Source organism: Caballeronia sp. ATUFL_F1_KS39 (assembly GCF_023630985.1).
Classification (GTDB): domain Bacteria; phylum Pseudomonadota; class Gammaproteobacteria; order Burkholderiales; family Burkholderiaceae; genus Caballeronia; species Caballeronia zhejiangensis.
This window is the reverse complement of sequence record NZ_JALQDZ010000050.1, coordinates 135,147-159,201: the sequence shown is the minus strand read 5'-3', so window position 1 is coordinate 159,201 and position 24,055 is coordinate 135,147. Positions and strand designations below refer to the sequence as shown.

The window sequence follows — 24,055 nt, the reverse complement described above, 5'->3', positions numbered from 1 at the left end:
GACTTTCAGGTCGGTCAAACCGGCAAGATCGTCGCGCCGCAACTGTACGTTGCAGTCGGCATCTCGGGCGCGATTCAGCACTTGGCCGGCATGAAAGACTCGAAGGTCATCGTCGCCATCAACAAAGACCCCGAAGCGCCGATCTTCAGTGTCGCCGATTACGGTCTCGTCGGCGATCTGTTCTCCGTCGTGCCGGATCTCGCGAGCACGCTGTGACGATGGATCGCGTGCCGTTGCACACGCGCCAGATCACGCTGCAAGGCTTCAGACGCGCGGATGGCCTCTACGACATCGAAGGCCATCTGCGCGACACGAAGTCATACGATCGCGATTCCCATGGCGTGATCGTCAAGGCGGGCGATCCGGTACACGAGATGATGCTGCGCATGACCATCGGCGTCGATTTCGTCATCCGCGAGGCGAAGGCCGAATCGATCATCGTGCCGTATGTCGGCCATTGCGAAACGATCGCGCCCGACTATCGCAAGCTCGAAGGCATGAAGCTCGCGCCGGGCTTCATGCGCGAAATCAGAAACCTGTTCGGCGGCTTGCGCGGCTGCACGCATCTGACCGAACTCATCGGCGCGGTGGCCACCGCCGCATTTCAGACGATGAGCGAGGAAATCAACGCGAGCGGCACCATGCGGCCGTTCCAGCTCGACGGCTGTCACGCGCTTCGTACGGATGGTCCGCTCGTGAAGGCATTTCATCCGAAGTGGTACGAGGCGCCGAAGCGCCTGTGACGCATCGGCGTGCGAGCCGTGGCTAGCGCGCGTTGCCAGCAAATGTGTATTCTCTCGAAGTCGTTCCTCGAGAGGAGCATCCGTGAAATACCCCTTGCTTCTGGGCTTCGGCATCGTCGCAATCGACGTGATCGTATGGCGCGCGCGATTGCCCGACAACGACCTGGCCCGGCTCTTCATACGGCTCGCGCTCTTTTTTCTGTTGAGCTGGGTGCTCTTTGCATCGGGTCTGAGTCCGTTCACGCAGGCGCCGTTCGCCGACGTCGTCGAATTGCACTGGGCGGGGCAAATTCTCGAAATCATCTGGTGGATGATGGGCGCGCGTCTGCTCACGCTCTCACTCGACACGCTGCTGCTTCCACGCGCCTGGAGAAAACAGCGGCTGTTCTCGGACGTTTTCGGTGCCGTGGTGTTTCTCGCGGCGGCCGTGGCGGCGCTTGGCTTCGTGCTCGAACTGCCGGTACGCGGCCTCGTTGCGACATCGGGAGCACTGGCGATCGTGCTGGGCCTCGCTATCCAGAGCACGCTCAGCGATGTATTCGCGGGCATCGTCATCAACACGACGGAACCCTACGCGATAGGTGACTGGGTGACGATCGACGACGTCGAGGGCAAGGTCGTCGAGATGAACTGGCGCGCGACACATCTGTTGACGGGGCAAGGCAATACGCTCATCGTCCCCAACGCTGTCGCGGCGAAGGCGAAAATCACCAATAACAGCAGACCGGGCGACGTCCACGGCATATCGATCGTCCTCGAGATCGAACCCGAGGCGCGGCCGAAGAACGTGCTGGACGCACTCGGGCGCGCGCTTACCGGTTGTAATCTGATTCTCGCGACGCCGGCCCCATACGCCCGCATGAAGCGCACGACGACGAACTCGGTCCAGTATGAAGTGGTGGCCTTCGTCGACGACATGAACAAAAAGCTCGCCGTATGCAACGAGCTCTTCGACCTCTGCTACCGCCATCTCACCGCGGCTGGCGTGGCATGGCGCGCGCTGGGCGTAGCGGCGCCCGCGCTTGCATCGAGAGATGAAAAAGAAGCCTTGTTAAGACGCGTCGACTTGTTCGACAGCCTTTCAGGCGAGGAAATAACGCGGCTCGCGAAGCGTTTGTCGCGACACGAATATCAGGCGAATCATCAGATCCTGGCGCCCGACACCGTGCCCGATAGCTTGTCGATCGTGCATTCGGGCGTGCTCTCGGTCGCGGTCGTCGAAGCGGCAGGCGCTCGCGAGGTTGCTCGCATCGGGCCGGGCGAAGCATTCGGGGAAGCGGGATTGCTCGCCGGAATCGCGATGCAAGTATCGATCTCGACGCTCACGCCATCGGTTCTATTTCAGCTGGCCAAGGACGACATGACGTCGTTTCTCAAAGATCATCCGGAAGTAGCGAAGCAAATGTGCGAGCTTCTGGCGTATCGGCAGGATAAGCTCGGCAAGCTCGCGACTCCGATGCCCGCCGAGCACGAACAAGGCCACTCGCTGTTCCAGTGGTTGATCGGGAAAGTATGGAACGCGCATTCGCTGAATCACGACTCCCGAAGCGATTGAGCATACGGCTCAAGCTGCTTCAGCGGAGATGGGTCGCGCGGCCGGATCGATGACATTCTCGTCAGTCACCGACGCAAAAGCCTGAACGGCCGCGCGTGCCGCCGCTTTCCTCGTCTTGCCCGCACGCGACGGCGGCTGACAGGCGCCGCACACGACGCCGTGCTGCAAGTCATGCTTGTGCGCGACGAACTTGCCGGTGCAGCGGCAGCAGGGCGTCAATTGCAGCATCTCCGCCTCGAAGAAACGCACGAGCGTCCAGGCGCGCGTCAGGTCGAGCACCGGTTCGGCGTCGTTGCGCGTGCAGTGCTCCAGATACAGCCGATATCCTTTGGTCAGCGCATCGAGGTGCGAGCAGCTCGCTTCGTTCTTGAGGAACAGATAAGTGTTGAAGAATAGCGACGCGTGAATGTTCGAAAGCCACGGCATGTACCAGTCCGCGGAGAAAGGCAGCATTCCCTTTGGTGGCGACACGCCTCGCACTTCACGATAAAGACGGATGAGACGTTCGCGCGAGAGCGTGAGTTCGCTTTCGAGGACCTGCATGCGCGCACCGAGTTCGATGAGCGCGACTGCGCGAAACACCTCTTGCGCTTCTTCGGTCAGGCTTTTCTTTGCAATGAGGTTCATGGAGGACGGCGCCTTAGATCAGCAGTTTGACGGGTTGGCCTGCCAATAGAACGGCAGCATGCGTCGAAGCGATGTCGGCGTGCTTCGGAGGTTGCGTCAGCGCGGAGAGCAGCATGTGATCGTTGAAGCGGAACGCGCATAACAGCTGATCGGAAGAGGCGAGCTTCACGACTTGGGGCAGCGAGAGGCTCATCAGCAGATCGGCAACCTCGGCGGATAGCCCGAGGCGAAACATGCCGATCGCGCGGTCCTCGCGCAAGATTCGCTGCGCCAGGATGAGATAGGAAAGATTGATCTCTCGAATGCTTTCTTGGATTTCGAAGGTGCTCATCTTTTTAGGCCTTGATGTCTCCAAGGCTTTCGTTGCCTTCAATGATTTCAGTCTAGGCGCGCGTCTCCACCGGATCAATCGTCAGAAGATTGATTTTAATTAATCGATTAGCAACACCGTTAAAGGATTGTTATCCCGTTCTCCGGGAACGGAATATGCGCTGCGGGGCGGCCTTGTCGGGACAGGAAAGCGGCTTTGCCACGATGATCGAGCGGCAGTCGATACTGGCGGCGAGTGGCCGCCTACCAACCTCCCTTCGACCATTTTCGCGCCACAATCCCGACATGCTTCCACACGGACAGGCTATGGAACGTCGCGCACTGCTTCCCCCGTTGAATCCGACCCGGGCGTTCGAGGCGACCGGACGCCTGCTGAGTATTTCCAAGGCCGCCGACGAATTGGCCGTGACGCCCGCCGCCGTCAGCCGGCAGGTACGCACGCTCGAAGCCTATCTGGGCGTCGATCTGTTCGAGCGTGTGAAAGGACGGCTTGAGCTGACCTCGGCGGGTGCGCGGTATCTGGCGGAGTTGATGCCGCTCTTCGCAGCGCTGCGCGAAGCCACCGACAGTCTGCGTTCGTCGGAACGGCGCGCCCGCGTGCTCAAGATCCGCTCGCCCGCCACATTCGCGGTGCGCTGGCTGATTCCGCGTCTCGCGAGCTTTCATCGGCTGCATGAAAACATCGACGTGCAACTGACGACATCACCGGCTCCGCTCAATTTCGCGCGTGAGGATATCGACGCCGGCATTCAGCTAGGCGACGGCAAGTGGCCCGGTCTGCGCGTGCAACGTCTGATCGCGAACGAACTGGTGCCTGTCGCCGCGCCGTCGAGACAGGTCAAGGCGCGCTCGCAGTTACAGGGCGAAACGCTTCTGCACACGCTCGCACGCCCTGAAGACTGGACCTTGTGGCTGAAGGCTGCGGGCCTTCCATTGAGCGGGCGACGCCGCGAGATGCGCTACGAAACGTCGCTGCTCGCGTATCAGGCAGCGATCGAAGGGCACGGCGTCGCGATCGCGCAGAAGGCGCTGGTGCGCAGCGAACTGGAAAGCGGTCTGCTCGTCGCTCCGTTTTCATTCGAACTCGACCGCGGCAATCACACGTACTACTTCGCGTGGCCGACGGCGCGTCCGCAATCCGATGCACTGAAGATTTTCCGCCGATGGCTGCACTCGTTGCTCAACGAATAGCGCTCACGAATCGCCGACCCTTTAACAAAAAGTCAAAGGCTCGTTTCTAAATTGTCGATTGTCCGGAAGGCCGGTGAGTACCTATTCTCGTCGGCATGATTCGTCGCAGTGACGAGTCACGAGACAGGACAATCACAAATGCCAAGAGACAGCCTCAACGGCGTGCGGGTGATCGATTTCTCGCATGTCCTCGCCGGTCCGGTCTGCTCGATGACGCTCGCCGATCTCGGCGCGCACGTCGTCAAGATCGAGCCGCCCGACGGCGAGATCGGGCGGCGCATCGGCCCGCCGTGGATCAGCGGTGAAAGCCCGGCCTTCATCAGCGTCAACCGCAACAAGTACAGCGTCGCGATCGATCTGAAAACCGACGCGGGGCGCGAAGCCGTTCGCCGCATGTTGCGCGAGGCCGACGTGCTCGTCGAAAACTTTCGGCCGGGCGTGATGGCATCGATGGGACTCGACTTCGACGCACTGCGTCAGTTGAATCCCCGGCTCGTCTACTGCTCGATCTCCGCCTTCGGTCAGACGGGCGCGAATCGCAAGCGGCCGGGCGTCGATGGCGTGATCCAGGCTGTCAGCGGTCTGATGAGCACGCTCGGCACGACGAACGCCGAGCCGCTGAAAGTCCCGATTCCCGTTGCCGACATGATGGGCGGCTATCTCGCATCGATCGCGATTCTCGGCGCGCTGCATCAGGTTCGCGCGGGCGGCGGTGCCCAGCATCTCGACGTGAGTCTCTACAACGCGACGCTGATGCTGCAGCAGATCGGCTTCGCTGCGTATTTCGCGTCCGGCCGCGAGCCGGAAAAAACCGGCAGCGCCGCGCCTTATGCGTGCCCGAACGAAGCGTTCCCGACGCAGGACGGCTGGATGATGGTCGTCGCCTATCATCCGGAACGATGGCGCGCGCTGTGCGAGGTGCTCGCATCGTCCGCACTCGCAGCCGATCCGCGCTTCGCCACCAACGACGATCGCGTGCGCCATCGCAAGGCGCTGCATCACATGCTCGCGGCGCGTTTCGTCGAACGCCCGACCGCGGAGTGGATGGAACGGCTCGCAGCGCGGGACATTCTGTGTTCGCCCGTCGCAACCTACGGCGATGTCATCGAAACGGCGGAATACGCCGAATGCGGACTGGCGCAGACGATCGATCATCCGGTCGCGGGAATCATGCGTACGCACGGCTTCGCGCTCGGTCCATCCGACCGCGCAAGCGTGCCCGACGTGCCAGCGCCGCTGACGGGCCAGCACACGCTGCAGATGCTGGAGCGATACGGCTTCGCCCAAAGCGAGATCGCGGAACTGCTGAATGCGGGCGTGATCCGCCTGGGCCGCGCAACGCGCGAGACCTGCGATGAAGACCGCAAGGTGAGCGCATGAGCGCCGCGATCATACGGAGCGAACGACGCGGCCAGGTCGCGCTCGTGCGTCTCGCGTCGAATAACCCGCTCAATCCGCTGACCGACGCGTTGATGGATCAGCTCATCGACGTCCTGCTGCGCAACGAAGCCGATCCGCAAATTCACGCAATCGTTCTGACAGGGTCCGACAAGGCCTTCGCCGCCGGCGCCGACATCGTCGCGATGTCGAAGCTCGAGTACGCGAGCGCATTCTCGGATGACTACATCGGACGAAGCTGGGACCGCATCCGCATGGCCCGCAAGCCGATCATCGCTGCGGTAGGCGGCTATGCGCTCGGCGGCGGCTGCGAACTGGCGATGATGTGCGACATCGTCATCGCCGCGGACGATGCGCTCTTCGGCCAGCCCGAAATCAAGCTCGGCATCGTGCCGGGCGCGGGCGGCACGCAGCGTCTGCCGCGCGCGGTGGGCAAATCGACCGCGATGCTCGCGTGCCTGACCGGCGAATCCTTCAACGCAAGCGAGGCATTGGCATATGGACTCGTGTCGATGGTCGTCGCTCGCGAGCGCTTGATCGACGAAGCGATGCGCGTCGGCGAGCAGATCGCGCGTCATTCGCTGCCGGTGATCGTCGCGATCAAGGAAGCCGTCAATCGTGCGTTCGAGTCCTCGCTGTCGGAAGGCCTGTTGTTCGAGCGAAGGCTATTTCATGCGGGCTTTGCGCTCGCCGATCAGAAAGAAGGCATGGCCGCGTTTCTCGAACGTCGTCAGGCCGCATTCCAGAACCGGTAGTTGCCGGCGAAACTATCAGGAGACTTTGTCGTGTCAGCTTATTCAAACGATTCGGGTTCGCTGGTCGAGTCATCCCTCGACGACGGCGTGCTCGTGCTCACGCTCAACAGCGCAAGCGACGGCAACGCGCTGAACGTCGCGATGACAGAGGCGCTGTCGGATGCGCTCGAAGAGATCAACGACCGGGGCGACGTGCATTGCGTCCTGCTGCGTTCGTCGTCGCGGCATTTCTGTACGGGTGGCAACGTGAAGGACATGCAAAGCGGCAGCGACCTGATGAGCGGCAGCGTCGAAGACGTGCGCGACCGCTTGCATCGCAGCTTGCACCGGATCACGCGCGCATTGAGCGGTCTCGATGTGCCTTCGGTATGCGCGGTCAATGGCGCCGCAGTCGGAGCGGGCTGCGATCTCGCGTTGATGTGCGATATCCGCGTGGCGAGCACGAAAGCCGTTTTCGCAGAGAGCTTCTTGCGGCTGGGACTTGTATCGGGCATCGGCGGATCGTGGTTTCTCGCGCGCATCGTCGGCTATGCGAAGGCGCTCGAACTGACGCTGACCAGCGAGTTCATCGATGCTGAAGCGGCACTCAAGCTCGGCATCGTCTCGAAGGTCGTGCCGGAGGATGCGCTCGACACCGAAGCGTTGTCGCTGGCGAAACGCATCGCGCACAGCCCGCCGACTGCACTGCGCATGGCGAAGCGGCTCGTGCGCGAAGCGGCCGATGCATCGCTTGAAACGACGCTCGAAATGGCGGCGAGCATGCAGGCCATTCTGTTGTGCGGCCGCGAGCACAAGGAGGCTGTCGACCGGTTTCTCGCGCAGCAAGCGGCGAAGAAGCGCACGCACATGTGATGCGCCTTACGGCCACTGCGTCGATCGCGCGGGGCCTCACGAACTGAATCACAGGAGACGACCATGTCCACGACTTCCGGCGCGCGACATTCAAAGCCCGGCATGCTGCGGATCATCGCGACATCGAGCCTCGGCACGATGCTCGAGTACTACGATTTCTTCGTCTACGTCGCGCTGACATCGACGCTGACGCACTTGTTCCTGCCATCGACGGATCGCACGGTCGCCGCGATGGCGGGCGTCGCCACGTTCGGCATCGCGTATGTCGCGCGGCCGCTCGGCACGATCATCTTCAGCCCGATGGCCGACCGCATCGGACGCAAGAAGACCTTCGTCATCACGCTCGCGATCATGGGTATCGCGACGGTGGGCATCGGCTGTCTGCCGACCTACGCGATGGCCGGCCTGCTTGCGCCGATCGGCCTCATCGCGCTGCGGGTGGTGCAGGGCATCGCGCTCGGCGGCGAATATGGCTCCGCGGTCGTCTACGTCATGGAGCATGCGCCCGCGGGCCGCAAAGGCATGGCGACGAGCGTGCTGCAAAGCACCGCGAGCCTCGGCCTTTTGCTCGCGCTCGCTATCGTGTCGGCGCTGAAGTTCGCGCTCGATGCAGCCGCATTCGAATCGTGGGGCTGGCGCGTCCCGTTCCTGATCTCGGCGCCGATCGTCGCGGTGGCGACATGGATCCGGCTCGGCATGAAGGAAACGCCCGTGTTCGCGGAGATGAAAGAGGCGGGCCGTCTGTCGAAATCGCCGCTGCAGGACACGTTGTCGAGCGCGACGTCGTGGAAGGCGATTCTCGTCGCGATGTTCGGCGCGCAAGGTGGAACGTCGGTATCGCTTTATACGTCGATCGTCTACATGCTGTACTTCCTGCAGAACGTGTTGAAGGTCGATCCGTCGCGCGCGAATCTCTGCCTTGGCGTCGCTATCGTCGTGGCCGCGCCGCTTTATCCGGCGTTCGGCCGTCTGTCCGATGCGATCGGCCGGGCGCGCGTGATGCTGATCGGCATCGTGCTCTGGATACTCGCAGCGTATCCGGCATTCGCGGGCATCAGGACGAATGCGCTCGCGGGCGGCTGGGTCACGGTGACGCTGCTCGTCGCGCTGCTCGCCGTGTTGACCGCGATGATCATGGCGCCGCTGCCCGCGTTCATCGCCGAATGTTTTCCACCGCAAAGCAGGACCACGGGCTTCGGATTGTCGCAACAACTCGGCAATGTGCTGTTCGGCGGGTTTCTTCCGCTCATCAGTCTTTCGCTCGTCAATCTCACGGGCAACCCGCTTGCGGGCGTCGGGTATTCGATCGTTTCGCTGTTGCCCTGCCTTGCCGTTACCTATTTTTGGGGACTGCGGCAGGATCGGCTCATTCGTCAGCGTCATTACGAAGTGCAGCGCGCGAGCCCTGCCGACACGGCTCAATTGCCGGTACGTTGAATCGGCGATGACACGAAGCGCGGCATCGCGAAGCCGCGCCTCGCGTGGTTCAGGCGAGACCGGCCATCAGCGTGTATTTCACATGCACATATTCCTCGATTCCATGATGACTGCCTTCGCGTCCGTAACCGGATTGCTTCACGCCGCCGAACGGCACCGAAGCCGTGCCGACCGAGCCGGAATTCAGAATCACCATGCCCGCCTCGATGTTGCGCGACAGCCGGAACGAGCGGCCCAGATCGCGGGTGAACGCATAGGCGACGAGTCCATATTCGCTGTCGTTGCTGCGTGCGATGACTTCTGCTTCGGTCGAGAAGCGATAGATCGGAAAGACGGGACCGAAGATTTCGGTCGATGCGATCGGCATATCGTCCGCGACATCGACGAGAATCGTGGGCGCATAGAAGAGTCCGCCTTTCGCGTGCGCATGTCCGCCGAGCACGGCCTTGGCGCCGCGTTCGCGCGAATCGTCGACGAGCTTGCCGACCTTGTCGATGGCCGCACGATTGATCAGCGGACCGACGACGAACCGGTCCTGCAGCCCTTGATCGACCGGGATCGCTTCGACGAGCGCCTTGACGCGCTGAACGAACGCATCGTGGATGCTCGCCTGCACATACACGCGGTTCGGCGAAATGCAGACCTGTCCGCTGTTGCGCAGCTTCGCGGACACGAGCGCTTTCGCGGCTTCGTCGAGATCGGCATCGTCGAAAACGATGAAGGGCGCGTTGCCGCCGAGTTCCATCGTCATTGTCTTCAGCGTGCCGGCGCACTGCGCGGCGAGCAGCTTGCCGACCGCGGTCGAACCCGTGAACGAGATCTTGCGAATGCGCGGATCGTCGGTGATGAGTTTGCCGATCTGAACGGGGTCGCCCGTCACCATTTCGAACACGCCTTCCGGAATGCCGGCGCGGCGCGCATATTCGAGCAGCTTGTATGCGGTCAGCGGCGTTTCCTCGGCAGGCTTCAAGAGGATCGTGCAACCTGCCGCGAGCGCGGTCGCGACCTTGCGCGTAATCATCATGAACGGGAAGTTCCATGGCGTGATCGACGCAACCGGCCCGACAGGCTCTTTCGTGACGATCACCGCTGCGTCTTTCGCGTGCGTGGGGATGGTATCGCCGTACACGCGTTTCGCTTCCTCCGCGTACCATTCGACGAAGCCCAGGCCATAGTCGATTTCGCCGAAGGCTTCCGACATGCACTTGCCGTTCTCGCGGCACATCAGTTCGGCGAATGCGGTCTTGTCGGCGCTGACGAGGTCGAACCATGCGCGCAGCAGTGCGCTTCGTTCGCGTGCCAATGTGCGCGACCACGCCGGAAAGGCCGCGCATGTGCGGTCGATGGCGGCGCGCACCTGCGCTTCCGTATGATGTTCGACTTGCCCGACGAGCGTGCCGTCGGCGGGATTGAGTACATCGATCATGCTTGTTCTCCGAGGTGAGTTGACTTGCATGATCGAATGTTAGGCATATGGCAATGCGACGAGAACGCGTGATCGTCTGCAAAGCTTGCCCGATTCTATGAACACGCCTTTATCGAACTCGACGCATGAAAACGCATCGCCCGCCCAAATTGCCGACGATGGAAACCGAAGCCGCCGCACTCGCTCGCGTGCACGCTTCGATGGTGAGCCGGCTGCTGGAACTCGCGCCGAACGAAGGCTATAACGCGACGCCGATGCCGGACATTCGCCTGTTGCGATCGAACCGTCCGCTCACGCGTACGCCGGTGCTGTACGAGCCGGGTATCGTCGTCATCGCGCAAGGCCGCAAGCGCGGCTATCTCGGCAGCAAGGTGTATGTCTACGATGCGCAGCACTATCTGGCTGTCGCGTTGCCGCTGCCGTTCTCGATGGAAACCGACGCCACCGCCGACGAACCGTTGCTCGCGGTGTACGTGCGTCTCGATGCGACGCTCGCCGCCGATGTATTGCTTCAGATCGACGAGCGCAATGGCGTGGTGCCCGGCGAGCCGGGCGGCATGGCCACGACGCGGCTCGATCTGGCGCTCGGCGAAACCATGCTGCGCTTTCTCGACGCAATGCGCGATCCGCTCGAAGCCGCGCTATTGGGGCCGACGCTGGTGCGCGAGATTTACTTTCGCGTGTTTATCGGCGAGCAGGGCGCTTCGATGCGCGCCGCGCTTGACCTCGATGGACATTTCGGGCGCATTTCCAAGGTGCTGCGCAAGATCCATTCGAGCTATGCCGAGGCGCTGACGATCGAAACGCTCGCAAGGGAAGCGGCCATGAGCGTGCCGTCCTTTCATATGCACTTCAAGGCGGCCACCAATACTTCTCCGCTGCAGTACATCAAGTCGACGCGACTGCATCAGGCGAGGCTATTGATGGCGCGGCAAGGCATGACGGCTGCGGCGGCGAGCGCGCGAGTCGGCTATGAGAGCGCATCGCAGTTCAGCCGCGAATTCAAGCGGCTTTTCGGCGGCACGCCTTCGGAAGAATTACGACGAATGAAGCAGCATTTCGCGGTGCCGGAGGCGGGGCCGTCGCCTTATGTGTCGTCGCATTGAACCGACGTTCCTCGTTAAAGCTCATTGCGTCGAAGCTGCTCGTCGCGCTTCTCTTTGCATAACTCGATGAACCTCTGCACCGGCGCCGTCGGCGTAGCGCCGCGACGCGTTGCGATCCCGTACGGTGCGCCACGTCGCTCGATACGGATCGGCAGCACCGCCATCATGCCGTGCGCCTGAAAGTATTGCGCGACCTTCAGTGGCATCAGCGCAACGGTCCCCGCGCTGGCGCGCAATAACGACAACGTCGCGAACGTCGATGACGTTTCGATCGCGTATCGCGGAAAAGGAACCTCCGCGTCGTCGAAAAGCTGTTCGAGCAGCGAGCGCATCGGCAGGGCGGCTTGCGGCACGATCCACGGATTGTCCGCAAGCGCTTCGAGCGTCAGGCGCTGCACGCTCGCGAGCGGATCGGCGCCATCGACCACGAGACACACTTCCTCCACTTCGAGCGGAATGAAATCGTAAGCCTCAGGGTGAACGCTGATGCTCGGCCGCCCGATGACGAGATCGAGCAGACGCTGATCGAGCATCGACAGCAAACGCGCGCTGTTGTCCTCCCAGACCTCGACGGACACGTCCGGCTGCACTTGCCGCAGCGCACGCAGGATGGGCGCGAGCCACTCGGGCATCGAACCCATCACCGCGCCGATGGCAAGCATCCCTCCGCCGCCGCGCATGATGGCCGCAAGCTCGTCGCGCAGCGCGCCGATCTCCGAACGCACCGCGCGCGCGTGACGAATCACGCAGCGCCCGAGTTCGTTCGGCACGATGCCGCGCGGCGAACGGGCAAACAGTTCAGTGCCGAACATGGCCTCGATTTCGCGCAGCGACTTGGTCGTCGCGGGCTGCGAGAGCGACACCTGTTGCGCCGCCTTGCGCAGCGAGCCATGGTCGTCGAGCGCGATCAAAAGCGCGACGTGATTGCCGCGCAGCCGCCTCAATATCGCATCGATACTGGTTATCACCGATATAACTCCAACGTCTCACCTGATCGGAACGTTTCATTATCTGGCCGCGCCGATGCCTCTTTAAACTGGCTCGGTCGATGTTCGTCACAGCCGGGCGCTCGACGGCGCGGCTCGATCATGCCGGAACTCACGCGGCCTCGGCAAGCGCAGCAGAAATCACGCATCCACAGGAGAGAGGCAAATTGAAAAGAATCGGACTCGATGTCGGCGGCACCTTCACCGATGTCGTGATGGTGGACGACGAAGCAGGGCGCATCTGGTCGACCAAGGTGCCGACGACGCCGAAGGATCGCGTCATCGGCACGATTGAAGGCTTTCGCAAGATTCTCGAACTCTCGGGCACCGACAGCGCCGACGTATCGTTCATCGGCCACGGCACGACGATGGCGACCAACATGGTCGTCGAGGGCACCGGCGCGAAGACCGCGCTCGTCACCACGCGCGGCTTTCGCGACATCCTCGAACTAAGGCGCGTGTCGCGTCACGACCGCGCCGATCTTTACGATCTGCTGTTTGAGAATCCGCGTCCGCTCGTCGAGCGCCGCTGGCGGCTCGAAGTGAACGAGCGCCTGCGCCATGACGGCAGCATCGAAACGCCGCTCGATCACGCGCAGCTCGAAGCGCTCGCCGAAGAGATTCGCGCGTCGGATATCGAAGCCGTCGCCGTGTGCTTTCTGCACGCGCACGTCAATCCGCGGCACGAACGCGAAGCCGTCGAAACGCTGCGCCGTCTGCTGCCGGAGCGCTTCGTGTGTGCATCGCACGAAGTGAATCCCGAATCGATGGAATACGAGCGCGCGAGCTCGACGGTCATCAACGCGATGCTCGGTCCGGTCTGCGGGCGCTACATCGGCCGGCTCATCAGCGCGCTGGCGCAGCATGGCTTCGCGGGCAAGTTCCTTTTCATGCAGTCGAACGGCGGGCTCGCGAGTCCGGCCATGGTCGCCGACAAGCCGATCGTGCTGCTCGAATCGGGGCCCGCGGGCGGCGTCTCGGCGGCGATCCGCAACTGCGAGAAGAGCGAGCTGAAGAACGCGATTCTCGGCGACATGGGCGGCACGACCTTCGATGTTTCGCTGATCCGCGACTCGCGCCCCGAACTGCGCAACAAGAGCCTGCTGCACACGTACACCGTGCGCTCGCCCAGCATCGACATCGATTCGGTCGGCGCGGGCGGCGGCTCGATCGTGTGGATCGACGCGGGCGGCGGCGTGCGCATCGGACCGGAGAGCGCGGGCGCCGATCCCGGACCGGCGTGCTACGGGCGCGGTGGCACGCGCCCGACCGTCACGGACTGCAATCTGGTTCTCGGCTATATCGATCCCGACAGCTTCCTCGGCGGCGAATTCAAGCTCGATGCGCAGGCGGCATGGCGCGTCGTCGATGAAGTCATCGCGCAGCCGCTCGGCGTCTCCGTGCCCGAAGCCGCGCAGGTCGTGCGCTCGGTCGCGAACGCGTTGATGGCGCAGGCCATCCGCATCATGACAGTCGAGCGCGGCTACGACCCGCGCGAGTTCTCGTACATCTGCTACGGCGGCGCGGGGCCGGTGCACGCGGTCGATCTCGCCCACGAAATGGGTATCCGGCGCGTGGTGATTCCGCCGCTGCCGGGTCTTTTCAGCGCGTTCGGCATGACGGTCGCGGATCAGCAATACGACTATCAGCGTCCGCTGGAAAGCGATCTCGCGATGATCGACGACGCGACTCTGAACGCCGCGCTCGATGAACTGGCAGCGCTTGGCATGGAAGAGCTTCAGCGTCACGGCGTCGAAGCGCAGGGCGTGAAGGTCGTGCGTCTCGCCGATTGCCGCTACGCCGGCCAGCCCGATGTCATCACGGTCGAAGTGCAGGCGGACGCAGTGGGCATCCGTGCGGCGCTCGCGCAAGCCTTCGAGGACGCGCATCTGCGGCAATGGAACTTCATCAGCAAGGACAAGCCGGTCGTGGTCGCCAACGTGCGTCTGCAACTCGTGACGACGACCGGCTGGCGCGGCTCGGTCGCGAGCGCCGATGGTGGCGCGCTGCCGCAGCCGGTTCGCACCCGCGAAGTGTATTTCGATGGCCACGCGCGCACGCTGCCGGTGTTCGCGCGCACGCAGATTCCGGTCGGCGCGACGATCGAAGGGCCGGCGGTCATCGAAGAACACAGCAGTTGCGCGGTGCTGAAGGCGTCGCATGTCGCGCGCGTCGATCCCGATCTCAATCTCGTCATCGAACTGGCAGCCTGAATTCATGGACATCGTTACTTACGAAATCATCCGCAGCAGTCTCTTCGCGATCGCCCGTGAAATGAAGATCGCGATGATGCGCACCGCCGGCAGCCCGCTCATGCACGCGAGCGGCGATTCGTCGGCGGCCATTTTCGACGCCGACATGCAGCTCGTCGCGCAAGGCAACGACATCCCGACGATGCTCGGCTCGGCCGTCATCTCGACGCGCGTGTCGGTGGAAGCGGTCGGGCGCGAGAACCTGCGTCCCGGCGACGTCATCGTCAGCAACGACGCCTATGTGGGCGGCGGCAATCATCAGCCGGACGTGCAGTTCACGCGGCCCGTTTTCGCGGGCGGCAGGATCGTCGCCTTCGTGATGACGCGCGGCCACTGGACCGACATCGGCGGACAGTCGCCGGGCAGCTATACCGTCACGACGTGGGACGTGTTCGCCGAAGGCATCCGCATTCCGCCGGTGTTTCTGTATCGTAACGACGAGCCGGTGCAGGACATGCTCAACCTGCTCACGCGAAACAGCCGCAACGCGCACGAACTGCTGCTCGACATTCAGGCGCAATACGCGGGCACGTTCGTCGGCGACCGGCGCATCGGCGAACTGGTGGCGAAGTATGGCGCCGATGCATTGCGCGACGTGATGAGCCAGAGTCTCGATCACTCGGAGAAGCTCATTCGCGCGGAGATCGCACGCATTCCGGACGGCGTGTACGAAGCGCAGGAGTATCTCGATCCGATCGAGGCGCCGGGCTGGAAACAGGAGCGGCCGCTGCTCAAGGTGAAGATCACGAAGACGGGCGATCACATCACGTTCGATTACACCGGCACCGGGCCGCAGGCGCGCGGCGGCATCAACTGTCCGCTTTCGGTGACGTGCAACAGCACCTGGTTCACCGTGAAAGCGCTGACCGATCCGGGCATTCCGACCAACCAGGGCTGCTATCGGCCGGTGACGATCATCGCGCCCGAGGGCAGCGTGCTGAACTGCCGCTATCCGGCGTCGGTGGTGTCGGGCAACACGGAGACCTCGCCGCGCGTGATCGATCTGCTGCTCAAGGCGCTTGCGCCCGCGGTGCCGGAGCGCATCACCGGACAAAGCAACTGCGCGTCGTGCGCGGGCATTTTCAGCGGACGCGATACCGATGCCGCGCGCATCGCCCGAACCGGTCAGGAGTTCGTCACCATGCACGACGTCCACGCGGGCGGCATGGGCGCGCGCGCGCAGAAGGACGGCGTGAGCGGCGTGCGCGTCTACGTGGGCAACGCGGGCAGTCAGTCGATCGAAATGATCGAAGCGACTTCGCCGCTGATGGTCGAGGAATGGTCGCTCGTCACCGACAGCGGCGGCGCGGGCCGCCAGCGCGGCGGGCTGACATCGCGGCGCGTGTATCGCGTGGAATACGACGAAGCCACCTTCACCGTGTCCGGCGAACGCGGACGTTCCGCGCCCGAAGGTCACTTCGGCGGGCAGGCCGGCACGCGCTTTCTGTGCGTCGTCGAACGCGCGGACGGCAGCACGCAGGAGGTCGCGGCGAAGGGCGGACAGACGGTCGTGTATCGCGGCGATCGCGTGACCGTGCAGCCCGCGGGCAGCGGCGGCTATGGCGATCCGCGCGAACGCGATGAGAAGCGCGTCGATGCCGATGTCGCCGATGGCTACATCAGCGCCGATGCCGCCGCGCAAGTCTACGGCCGCACGCGCGAAACCATCGACGCACCGCTCGAAGTCACCGCCGAATGAGCGCGAGCGAAGCCATGAACCAGCCTTTGCCGCTCGCGGGCGTGTGCGTGATCGAGATCGGCCACAGTCTCGCCGCGCCGTATGCGGGCATGATCCTCGGGTCGCTCGGCGCGGACGTCATCAAGATCGAAAGCGCGGAACACGGCGACTACGCGCGCGATTGGGGCCCGCCTTTCGTCGATGGCGCGGCCGCGTTGTTTCATGCGGTGAATCACGGCAAAAAAAGCATCGCGATGTCGCTGTCGAATCCGGACGAAGCACAGGCGTTGCGCGAGCTGATCTCGCAACGCGCCGATGTCGTGCTGCAAAACCTGAAGGCGGGTGGCACGGAGAAATACGGTCTCGGCGGCGAGGCGATGCTGCGCATGAAGCCGTCGCTCGTCTATTGCAATCTCGGCGCGTTCGGCACGGCCGGGCCGCTGCGCGACAAGCCCGGCTACGATCCGCTCGTGCAGGCGCTTTCGGGCCTGATGAGCTTTCTCGGTCAGCCGGGCGAGCCGCTGTCGCGCATTCCGGTTTCGGTGAACGACATGGGCACCGGACTCTGGGCCGCGATCGGCGTGCTCGCCGCGCTCTTCCGGCGCCAGACGACGGGCGCGGGCGAGATCGTGTCCGTGTCGCTGTACGAGACGGCGATCAGTTGGGCGGGCATCCAGATCGCCGACTATCTCGCGTCGGGCGTGCTGCCGGGACGCTGGGGATCGGGGACGGCCGCGATTGTGCCGCATCAGGCCTTCGAATGCGCGGACGGCACCATCATGGTCGCCGCGGGCAACGACCGCCTGTTCCGCCGCTTGTGCGACGTGCTCGATATCGCCGCGCTCGCCGACGACGCGCGCTTCGTCACCAACGGCGCGCGCGTGACCAATCGCGTCGCGCTGATCGACTTGCTGCATATCGAGTTCCGCAAGCGGGGCACCGCGCACTGGCTGGAAGCGCTCGATACGGCGGGCATTCCGTGCGGACCGATTCAGACCGTCGATCAGGTCGTCGAACACGAGCAGACCAAGGCGCTCGATCTGCTGCGCATCACCGACGACGGCGCGGCGACGGTCGTCGGCGTGCCGATTTCATTCGGCGGCGTGCGGCCTGCGCGCACCGGCGTCACGCCGAAACTCGGCGAACACAATCATCTGCTGGCGAAGAAAACACTGGAGACATCGTGAAACTTGCATCGCAACTGGTCGGCGCGCCCGACACGCTGACGCTCGAAGAAATCGACGAACAGATTCTCATCGTCAAGCTGAACCGTCCGGAAGTCTCGAACGCGATCAGCACGACGATGGGCGACGAGATCATCCGCGTATTCGGTGCGCTCGAAGCGAACCCCGCGCTGTATCGCTGCGTGATCCTGACGGGCGCGGGCGAACGCGCGTTCTGCGGCGGCGCGGACCTCAAGCAGCGCGAAGGCATGACCGACGAGCAGTTCGGCGTGCAGCACTATCTGTTCGAGCGCATGAACCGCGCGCTCACGTATTGCCCGGTGCCGGTCATCTGCGCGGCCAACGGCGCGGCGGTCGCGGGCGGACTCGAACTGCTGCTCGCGTGCGACTTCGCTTATGCCGTCAGCCACGCGACGTTCGGCTTCACCGAAGTGAAACGCGGCATCATGCCGGGCGGCGGCGGCACGCAGCAACTGCCGCGCGCGATCGGCGTGCGGCGCGCGAAAGAGCTGATCCTGCGCGGCGGCAAGTTCACGGCGCAGGAAGCGCTCGCGTGGGGCGTCGTCAACCGGCTGTGCGAGCCGGGGCGCGTGCTCGCCGACGCCATCGACGCCGCGCGCGACATCTGCACGAGCGCGCCGCTTTCGGTCGCGCAGGCGAAGAAGGCGATCGACCTCGGCATGCAGGGCGATCTGCGCACCGGGCTCTATCTGGAAATCGAAGCGTATAACCGGCTGATTCCGACCGAGGATCGTCTCGAAGGCATCAGCGCTTACAACGAGAAGCGCGCGCCGCGATTCAAAGGCCGCTAGATCAAAACCCGGACTCACCGGAGGAGACAGACATGACACCCGACATCGGCAGCTTCGACAGGCCCAAGGCCGAAGCGACCTACGGCAAGATCACGCGCAGGCTCATCCCCTTTTTGTTCCTGTGCTATGTGTTCGCGTTTCTCGATCGCATCAACATCGGCATCGCGCAACTCGACATGAAGCACGACGTGGGCTTCAGCGATCTCACTTACAGCATCGGCGCGGGCATCTTCTTTCTCGGCTACGTGCTGATGGAAGTGCCGAGCAATCTGCTGCTCGCGCGTATCGGCGTGAAGCGCACGTTCTCGCGCATCATGATTCTGTGGGGCTTGATCGCGGCGGGCACGGCGTTCGTCACGCTGCCATCGCATCTCTATACCGTGCGCTTCTTTCTCGGGCTCGCGGAAGCGGGGCTTTATCCCGGCGTGATCTTCTATCTCACGCGCTGGTATCCGGTCGAGCGGCGCGCGAAGGTCATCGCCATCTTCACTTGCGCGACGGGCATCGCGGGCCTGTTCGGCGGGCCGCTGTCGGGCGCGCTGATGACTTACTTCGACGGCTATGGCGGCCTGCACGGCTGGCAGTGGATGTTCATCGTGCAAGGCTTGCCCGCGAGCGTGCTCGGCGTGATCGCGTTCTTCTTTCTCGATGACGGCCCGCAACAGGCGAAGTGGCTCACCGAGAACGAAAAGGCGATCGTGCTCGACGACATCCGCAAGAGTTCGAGCGTCTCGACGAAGCACGCGGAGCATACGTTCGGCCGCGCGCTGAAGGACTTTCGCGTCTACGTGATGGGCTTCGTGTGGTTCACGCAGATCGCCGGCGTATTCGCGATCGGCTTCTGGCTGCCGACGCTCATCAAGAGCGCGGGCGTGTCGGGCGCGTTGCAGATCGGCTGCTATTCGGCGATCCCGTACTTCGTGAGCTGGATCGCGCTCATCGCGCTGAACCGTCATTCGGATCGCACGATGGAGCGGCGCTGGCACTGCGCGATCGCGATGGTGTTCGGCGCGGCCGGTCTCGTCGTCGCGGCGTTCACGACGGGCAACCTTGCGCTGTCGCTCGCGGCGTTGTCGGTGGCCACCGCCGGCATCCTCGCGCCGAATCCGCTGATCTGGGCGATCTCGACCGATTACATTCGCGGCAGCGGCGCGGCGGGCGGCGTCGCGGTGATCAACTGCGTCGGCCTGCTCGGCGGCTTCGTGAGCCCGATGATCATCGGCTCGATCAAGACGATGACGAACAGCATGGCGGGCGGACTCGGCGCGATCGCGCTTCTGATGGTGCTCGGCGCAATTGCAGCCGTGGTGCTTGCGCCGTCGACATCGGCGGTCGCAAGCGGCGCAGGACATACGGATGAAGGCAGCGATGCCGTCGCGGACGCGACCATCTGAAACCGGAGCAGACATGAAAGAAAGAGACGTGCAGATTCGCGAAGTGGGCTTGCGCGATGGTTTGCAGATGGTGCGAACGATCCTCACGAGCGGGCAAAAGCTCGAATGGTGCGCGCGCATGGTCGATGCGGGCGTGGTCGATATCGAAGTGACGTCGTTCGTGCCGCCGAAAGTCGTGCCGCAATTCGCGGATGCGGTCGAGGTCGCGGCAGGCGCGCTTGCCATCGACGGTCTTCATGCAGCGGCACTGGTGCCGAATCTGAAAGGCGCGCAACGTGCATTCGATGTGGGGCTGAACAAGGTGCATTACGTGCTCTCCGCGAGCAACGAGCACAACCTGAAGAACGTGCGGCGCAGCACGGCGGAATCGGTCGCGGACTTCGAGCGCATCGCGGCGGAGCGTGACGAACTGAATCGCGATGTCGTGCTCGGCGCGGGCGTGGCGACCGCGTTCGGCTGCACGATCGCGGGCAAGGTCGATGAACGCACGGTGCTCGGACTCGTCGAGACGCTCATCGATGCGGGCGCGCAGGAGATCACCATCGCCGATACGGTCGGCTATGCGAATCCCGCGCAAGTGCGCGCGCTGATGCGGCAGGTCATGTCGCTTGCGGGAGCGGTGCCCGTCGCCTGTCACTTCCACGATACGCGCGGGCTGGGCCTCGCCAATGTCATGGCTGCGCTCGATGCAGGCGTGCGTGCTTTCGATGCATCGCTCGGCGGGCTCGGCGGCTGTCCGTTCGCGCCCAACGCGACGGGCAACATCAATACCGAGGACACGGTGTTCATGCTCGAAGCGCAGGGCTTGCGCACGGGCATCGACATAAACAAGCTGCTGGCGATACGCGAGACGATCGCCGCATGGTTGCCGGGCGAGCCGTTCACGGGCGCGATCGCCCGCGCGGGACTACCCGCGACCTTCGTCGCTCGCGAGGCCGTCGCCGCGTAACTTCAGTCAGCGGCTCAGGATGCCGCCGCGAGCCGTTCCAGCAGATCGGCGAGCAGGCCGGGCGCGAGCACCATCGCGTCATGGCCGGTGTCGATGCGCTCCCAGCCCCAATCCGGGCATTGCGATTTGACATGCTCGCGCACCGGCGCGAGCGTGTCGTATGAAGGATTCGCGCAGTGCACGTAAGTGCAGGGCAGGCCATTGCCGAGCGGCGATTGGAGTTGAAGCGGCGTGGTGTAGGTCGCGAGCGGATGGGGCGTGAGCCGCCGTTGAACCCACTCGGCAAGCGGATGATCATCCGGAATGCCGGTGCCTTTCAGTCCGTTGACGGGCATCGCGATTGCCTGGCCGCTTGCGCCGACCGATGCCATGCGCTCATCGACGACGCTTGCGGGCAGCACATCGAACGCGGACTGGCCGCTTTGCGCGAGCAGGCTGTCGAGGAAGACGATGGTGCGCAGCGTGTGCGCGATGCGATCGGCGACGCCCGACGCGACGAGTCCGCCATAACTATGGCCGACCAGCACGACGCCGTTCAATTCCTCCGCCTCGATGACGTTGACGATATCCTCGATGTTCACATCGAGCGACGTGACCGACTCAATCAGATGATGGCGCTCGCCGAGTCCGGTCATGGTCGGCGCGACGACGCGATGACCACGCGCGATCAGTTCATCCGCGACGAAGCGCCAGACCCAGCCGCCATGCCATGCGCCGTGAATCAGGACGAAGTTGAACTGCGTGTCGTTCCGTGGACTGCTCTTCAAGTCGGTCTCCTGATCGATGTGCACGAATGCACAAATCGTCTCAGAGATAGCGCGGCCACGCAACCGGTTACGCATGCAACTATCGCCGCTGCTTACTGGTTATCACCGATATAACCCGCGCGTCTCACCTGATCTGATCTTTTCACTATCCGCGTCTATCGATGTTTCTTAGACTGGCTCCATTGCTCGAATCGTGGCCCACGCCGTCAATCATGGAGAGCGCGAGTGAACCCGTCCGTTGTGGAATCCGATCCGGCGTCAGCCGATTCTTCGCAAGTTCCTTCCACCGCACTCGCGCATGAGCGGGCGCTCTACTGGCGCGTCACGCTGCGCATCGTGCCCTTGCTATTCGTGTGCTACGTCGTCGCGTTTCTGGATCGCATCAATGTCGGCTTTGCGAAGTTGCAGATGCAGGACGCGCTCGGTTTCAGCGACAGCGTGTACGGCCTCGGCGCAGGCATCTTCTTTCTCTCGTACTGTCTGCTCGAAGTGCCGAGCGCGATGCTGCTCCGGCGCATGGGCGCGAAGAAGACCATCGCGCGCATCATGATCTGCTGGGGCATCGTCGGGGCATGCTCCGCGTTCGTCACGAACGTCACGCAGTTTTATATCGTGCGTCTGCTGCTCGGCGTGTTCGAAGCGGGCTTCTTTCCCGGCGTCATCTTCTATCTGAGCTCGTGGTTTCCGGAGAGACGGCGCGGTGTCATCATCGCGTGCTTCATGGTCGGATTTCCGGTCGCGGGTCTTGTCGGCGGTCCGGTCTCCGGTTGGGCGATGACGAGTCTCGCGAACGTCGCGCATCTCGCCGGATGGCAATGGCTTTATATCGTCGAGGCGTTGCCGGCGGTCGTGCTCGGTCTCGTCACGCTGATGCTGCTGGACGACAACATCGACAAAGCGAAATGGCTCACCGAAGCGGAGAAGGGCGTGCTTCGCCAAGGTTTCGATGTCGAGATGGAACGAAAGCGAAGGGCAGGGCAACACGGTCACGCGAAGCTCGCCGAGGCGCTCGCGGATCCGAAAGTCTATATGCTCGCGTTCATCGATTTTGCCTTCGTTTGCGGCACGTATTCAGTGACGTTCTGGCTTCCGACCGTCATGAAAGACTCGGGCATTACGAATCTTTCGCTGCTCGGATGGCTTTCCGTCATACCGTACGGAATGGGCGCGATCGGGATGGTCACGATAAGCCGAAGCTCGGATCGCATGCTCGAACGCCGTTGGCATGCGGCGATCTCGGGTTTCATCGGCGCTGCCGCGTTGTTGATGGTTTCGCATCCGACCAACTCGCCCGCGTTGACCGTTGCGTTGCTGACGGTGGCCTGCGTCGGCATCTTCGCGACCAACGTGCTGATCTGGTCGCTCGCAGCGGATTATCTGAACGGATCGCCGGCGGCGGCGACGAGCATCGCGTTCGTCAATTGCATCGGCTTGTTGAGCGGCTTTTGCAGTCCCTTCGTCATCGGATGGCTGAAGACCGCGACGGGAACGCTCGTCAGCGGCCTCTACGTGATGACGGCGATACTCGTCGCGGGCATTCTCGTGATGCTGCTCGGCTTCAAACGTCATACCGAAACGCAGGCGCGCGCCGCGCTGACGGCAGGAACAGAGTGAACCCTATGCATAACATCGCCATTCTCGATGACTTCCAGAACACCGCGCTTCGCTTCGGCGAGTGGAACAGCTTGCGCGAACACGCGGACATTACCGTTTTCACGGACCCTATCCGCGACGAGAACGAACTGGTCGAACGTCTTCGACCCTACGACATTCTTTGCGTGATGCGCGAGCGCACATGGTTCACGCGCAGCGTGCTTTCGCGATTGCCGAATCTGAAATTGCTGGCAAGCACGGGGCCGTGGAATGCAGCCATCGATATCGAAGCCGCCGATGAACTCGGCATTGCCGTATGCGGCACGGCATCGTCGCCGACGGCCGCCGCCGAGCTTGCATGGGCGCTCATTCTCGCCGCGACGCGGCACATCCCGAGCGAGGTGGCATCGTTCAGAAGGGGAGGCTGGCAGGTGTCGGTGGGCGGCGATCTGCACGGCAAGACCATCGGACTGATAGGACTCGGCTATACCGGCGGCGCGACCGCGCGAGTCGCGCAGGCTTTCGGGATGCACGCCATCGCATGGAGTCAGAACATGACGCAGGAGTCCGCCGCGAAATTCGGCGCGCGCTACGTGTCGAAGGAAGAATTGCTCGCATCGAGCGATATCGTTTCGATTCATGTGCGGCTATCGGAGCGCACGCGCGATCTCATCGGCGAGAAGGAGCTCGCGACGATGCAACCGCACGCGCTGCTCGTGAACACGGCACGCGGACCGATCGTCAACGAACACGCGCTGATCGATGCGTTGACCGCGAAACGAATCGCGGCCGCCGCGCTCGATGTTTTCGATCAGGAGCCGTTGCCCGCCGATCATCCGTTCCGATCGATGGATAACGTGATCGCGACATCGCACATCGGTTATGTCACCGATGACTCTTATCGCATCTACTACGGCGAGTCTGTCGAAAACATTCGCGCATGGATCGCGGGCACGCCCATTCGCGTGCTGACGTCCCAGAAACGCGAGATCAGTTACGTCAGCGGGGTCGCATAGCGGT

The 24,055-nt window shown here is 63.3% G+C and carries 22 protein-coding genes; 17 read left to right on the top strand and 5 right to left on the bottom strand.

All coding sequences use genetic code 11. The annotated features are described in order from the left end of the window. The 3 genes from NCR93_RS26065 to NCR93_RS26055 all read left to right on the top strand — a co-directional run. A partial coding sequence (locus NCR93_RS26065; RefSeq protein WP_250507778.1) for an electron transfer flavoprotein subunit alpha/FixB family protein occupies positions 1-216 on the top strand: 216 nt, incomplete at its 5' end. 2 nt (positions 217-218) lie between these two features. Continuing rightward, the gene (locus NCR93_RS26060) at positions 219-743 is read left to right on the top strand and encodes a DUF2889 domain-containing protein (RefSeq protein ID WP_175981697.1); all 525 of its coding nucleotides are present in this window, start codon (positions 219-221) and stop codon (positions 741-743) included. A gap of 82 nt (positions 744-825) precedes the next feature. Continuing rightward, positions 826-2,298: a mechanosensitive ion channel family protein gene (locus NCR93_RS26055; protein WP_175981519.1), complete on the top strand. Its 1,473-nt coding sequence runs from the start codon at positions 826-828 to the stop codon at positions 2,296-2,298. A gap of 9 nt (positions 2,299-2,307) precedes the next feature. On the opposite strand, the gene flhC is transcribed toward NCR93_RS26055, so the two are convergent. Then, positions 2,308-2,916: a flagellar transcriptional regulator FlhC gene (gene flhC / locus NCR93_RS26050; protein ID WP_175981699.1), complete on the bottom strand. Its 609-nt coding sequence runs from the start codon at positions 2,914-2,916 to the stop codon at positions 2,308-2,310. A 22-nt stretch (positions 2,917-2,938) separates the two neighbouring features. Next, positions 2,939-3,256: a flagellar transcriptional regulator FlhD gene (gene flhD / locus NCR93_RS26045; RefSeq protein ID WP_008346874.1), complete on the bottom strand. Its 318-nt coding sequence runs from the start codon at positions 3,254-3,256 to the stop codon at positions 2,939-2,941. Between the two features lie 305 nt (positions 3,257-3,561). On the opposite strand from flhD, the gene NCR93_RS26040 reads away from it, so the two are divergent. The 5 genes from NCR93_RS26040 (at position 3,562) to NCR93_RS26020 (ending at position 8,888) form a co-directional block, all read left to right on the top strand. Beyond that, on the top strand, positions 3,562-4,446 hold the full coding sequence (locus tag NCR93_RS26040) for a LysR substrate-binding domain-containing protein (protein WP_008346873.1): 885 nt from the start codon (positions 3,562-3,564) through the stop codon (positions 4,444-4,446). A 138-nt stretch (positions 4,447-4,584) separates the two neighbouring features. Then, positions 4,585-5,826: a CaiB/BaiF CoA transferase family protein gene (locus NCR93_RS26035; protein ID WP_175981521.1), complete on the top strand. Its 1,242-nt coding sequence runs from the start codon at positions 4,585-4,587 to the stop codon at positions 5,824-5,826. After that, on the top strand, positions 5,823-6,599 hold the full coding sequence (locus NCR93_RS26030) for an enoyl-CoA hydratase-related protein (protein WP_175981522.1): 777 nt from the start codon (positions 5,823-5,825) through the stop codon (positions 6,597-6,599). Before NCR93_RS26035 ends, NCR93_RS26030 begins: the two co-directional genes overlap by 4 nt. 30 nt (positions 6,600-6,629) lie before the next feature. After that, complete coding sequence (locus NCR93_RS26025) at positions 6,630-7,451, top strand: enoyl-CoA hydratase-related protein (RefSeq protein WP_175981524.1); 822 nt, start codon at positions 6,630-6,632, stop codon at positions 7,449-7,451. 63 nt (positions 7,452-7,514) lie between these two features. Beyond that, entirely contained in the window at positions 7,515-8,888 is a 1,374-nt protein-coding gene (locus tag NCR93_RS26020) for an MFS transporter (protein ID WP_175981526.1), read from the top strand. Between the two features lie 49 nt (positions 8,889-8,937). Here NCR93_RS26020 and NCR93_RS26015 read toward each other — a convergent pair whose 3' ends face one another. Continuing rightward, positions 8,938-10,314: an NAD-dependent succinate-semialdehyde dehydrogenase gene (locus NCR93_RS26015; RefSeq protein WP_175981528.1), complete on the bottom strand. Its 1,377-nt coding sequence runs from the start codon at positions 10,312-10,314 to the stop codon at positions 8,938-8,940. 125 nt (positions 10,315-10,439) lie between these two features. On the opposite strand from NCR93_RS26015, the gene NCR93_RS26010 reads away from it, so the two are divergent. After that, positions 10,440-11,420 (top strand): AraC family transcriptional regulator, encoded by a 981-nt coding sequence (locus NCR93_RS26010; RefSeq protein WP_239295255.1) that lies wholly within the window; start codon positions 10,440-10,442, stop codon positions 11,418-11,420. Between the two features lie 14 nt (positions 11,421-11,434). On the opposite strand, the gene NCR93_RS26005 is transcribed toward NCR93_RS26010, so the two are convergent. Next, the gene (locus NCR93_RS26005; RefSeq protein WP_033535810.1) at positions 11,435-12,388 is read right to left on the bottom strand and encodes a LysR family transcriptional regulator; all 954 of its coding nucleotides are present in this window, start codon (positions 12,386-12,388) and stop codon (positions 11,435-11,437) included. Positions 12,389-12,573: 185 nt separating this feature from the next. Between NCR93_RS26005 and NCR93_RS26000 the strand changes: the two genes are divergently transcribed. From NCR93_RS26000 to NCR93_RS25975, 6 genes are read left to right on the top strand one after another with little or no spacing between them, the layout of a single operon-like run. Beyond that, positions 12,574-14,619, top strand: coding sequence for a hydantoinase/oxoprolinase family protein (locus tag NCR93_RS26000; RefSeq protein WP_008346862.1), 2,046 nt, complete (start codon positions 12,574-12,576; stop codon positions 14,617-14,619). A 4-nt stretch (positions 14,620-14,623) separates the two neighbouring features. Then, positions 14,624-16,357, top strand: a complete 1,734-nt coding sequence (locus NCR93_RS25995; RefSeq protein WP_175981530.1) for a hydantoinase B/oxoprolinase family protein — start codon at positions 14,624-14,626, stop codon at positions 16,355-16,357. After that, complete coding sequence (locus NCR93_RS25990) at positions 16,354-17,523, top strand: CaiB/BaiF CoA transferase family protein (protein WP_175981532.1); 1,170 nt, start codon at positions 16,354-16,356, stop codon at positions 17,521-17,523. The genes NCR93_RS25995 and NCR93_RS25990 overlap by 4 nt, the downstream gene beginning before the upstream one ends. Continuing rightward, the gene (locus NCR93_RS25985) at positions 17,520-18,332 is read left to right on the top strand and encodes an enoyl-CoA hydratase-related protein (RefSeq protein ID WP_175981534.1); all 813 of its coding nucleotides are present in this window, start codon (positions 17,520-17,522) and stop codon (positions 18,330-18,332) included. Before NCR93_RS25990 ends, NCR93_RS25985 begins: the two co-directional genes overlap by 4 nt. Positions 18,333-18,364: 32 nt before the next feature. Continuing rightward, on the top strand, positions 18,365-19,726 hold the full coding sequence (locus tag NCR93_RS25980; protein ID WP_008346855.1) for an MFS transporter: 1,362 nt from the start codon (positions 18,365-18,367) through the stop codon (positions 19,724-19,726). Positions 19,727-19,739: 13 nt separating this feature from the next. Continuing rightward, the gene (locus NCR93_RS25975; protein WP_175981536.1) at positions 19,740-20,675 is read left to right on the top strand and encodes a hydroxymethylglutaryl-CoA lyase; all 936 of its coding nucleotides are present in this window, start codon (positions 19,740-19,742) and stop codon (positions 20,673-20,675) included. A gap of 14 nt (positions 20,676-20,689) precedes the next feature. Here NCR93_RS25975 and NCR93_RS25970 read toward each other — a convergent pair whose 3' ends face one another. Beyond that, positions 20,690-21,442 (bottom strand): alpha/beta fold hydrolase, encoded by a 753-nt coding sequence (locus NCR93_RS25970; protein ID WP_051996399.1) that lies wholly within the window; start codon positions 21,440-21,442, stop codon positions 20,690-20,692. Between the two features lie 225 nt (positions 21,443-21,667). On the opposite strand from NCR93_RS25970, the gene NCR93_RS25965 reads away from it, so the two are divergent. Continuing rightward, positions 21,668-23,056 carry an MFS transporter gene (locus NCR93_RS25965; RefSeq protein ID WP_008346849.1) on the top strand — a complete coding sequence of 463 codons (1,389 nt, stop codon included), beginning with the start codon at positions 21,668-21,670 and terminating at the stop codon, positions 23,054-23,056. A gap of 5 nt (positions 23,057-23,061) precedes the next feature. Beyond that, on the top strand, positions 23,062-24,051 hold the full coding sequence (locus tag NCR93_RS25960; RefSeq protein ID WP_175981537.1) for a D-2-hydroxyacid dehydrogenase family protein: 990 nt from the start codon (positions 23,062-23,064) through the stop codon (positions 24,049-24,051). Positions 24,052-24,055 lie beyond the last annotated feature (4 nt).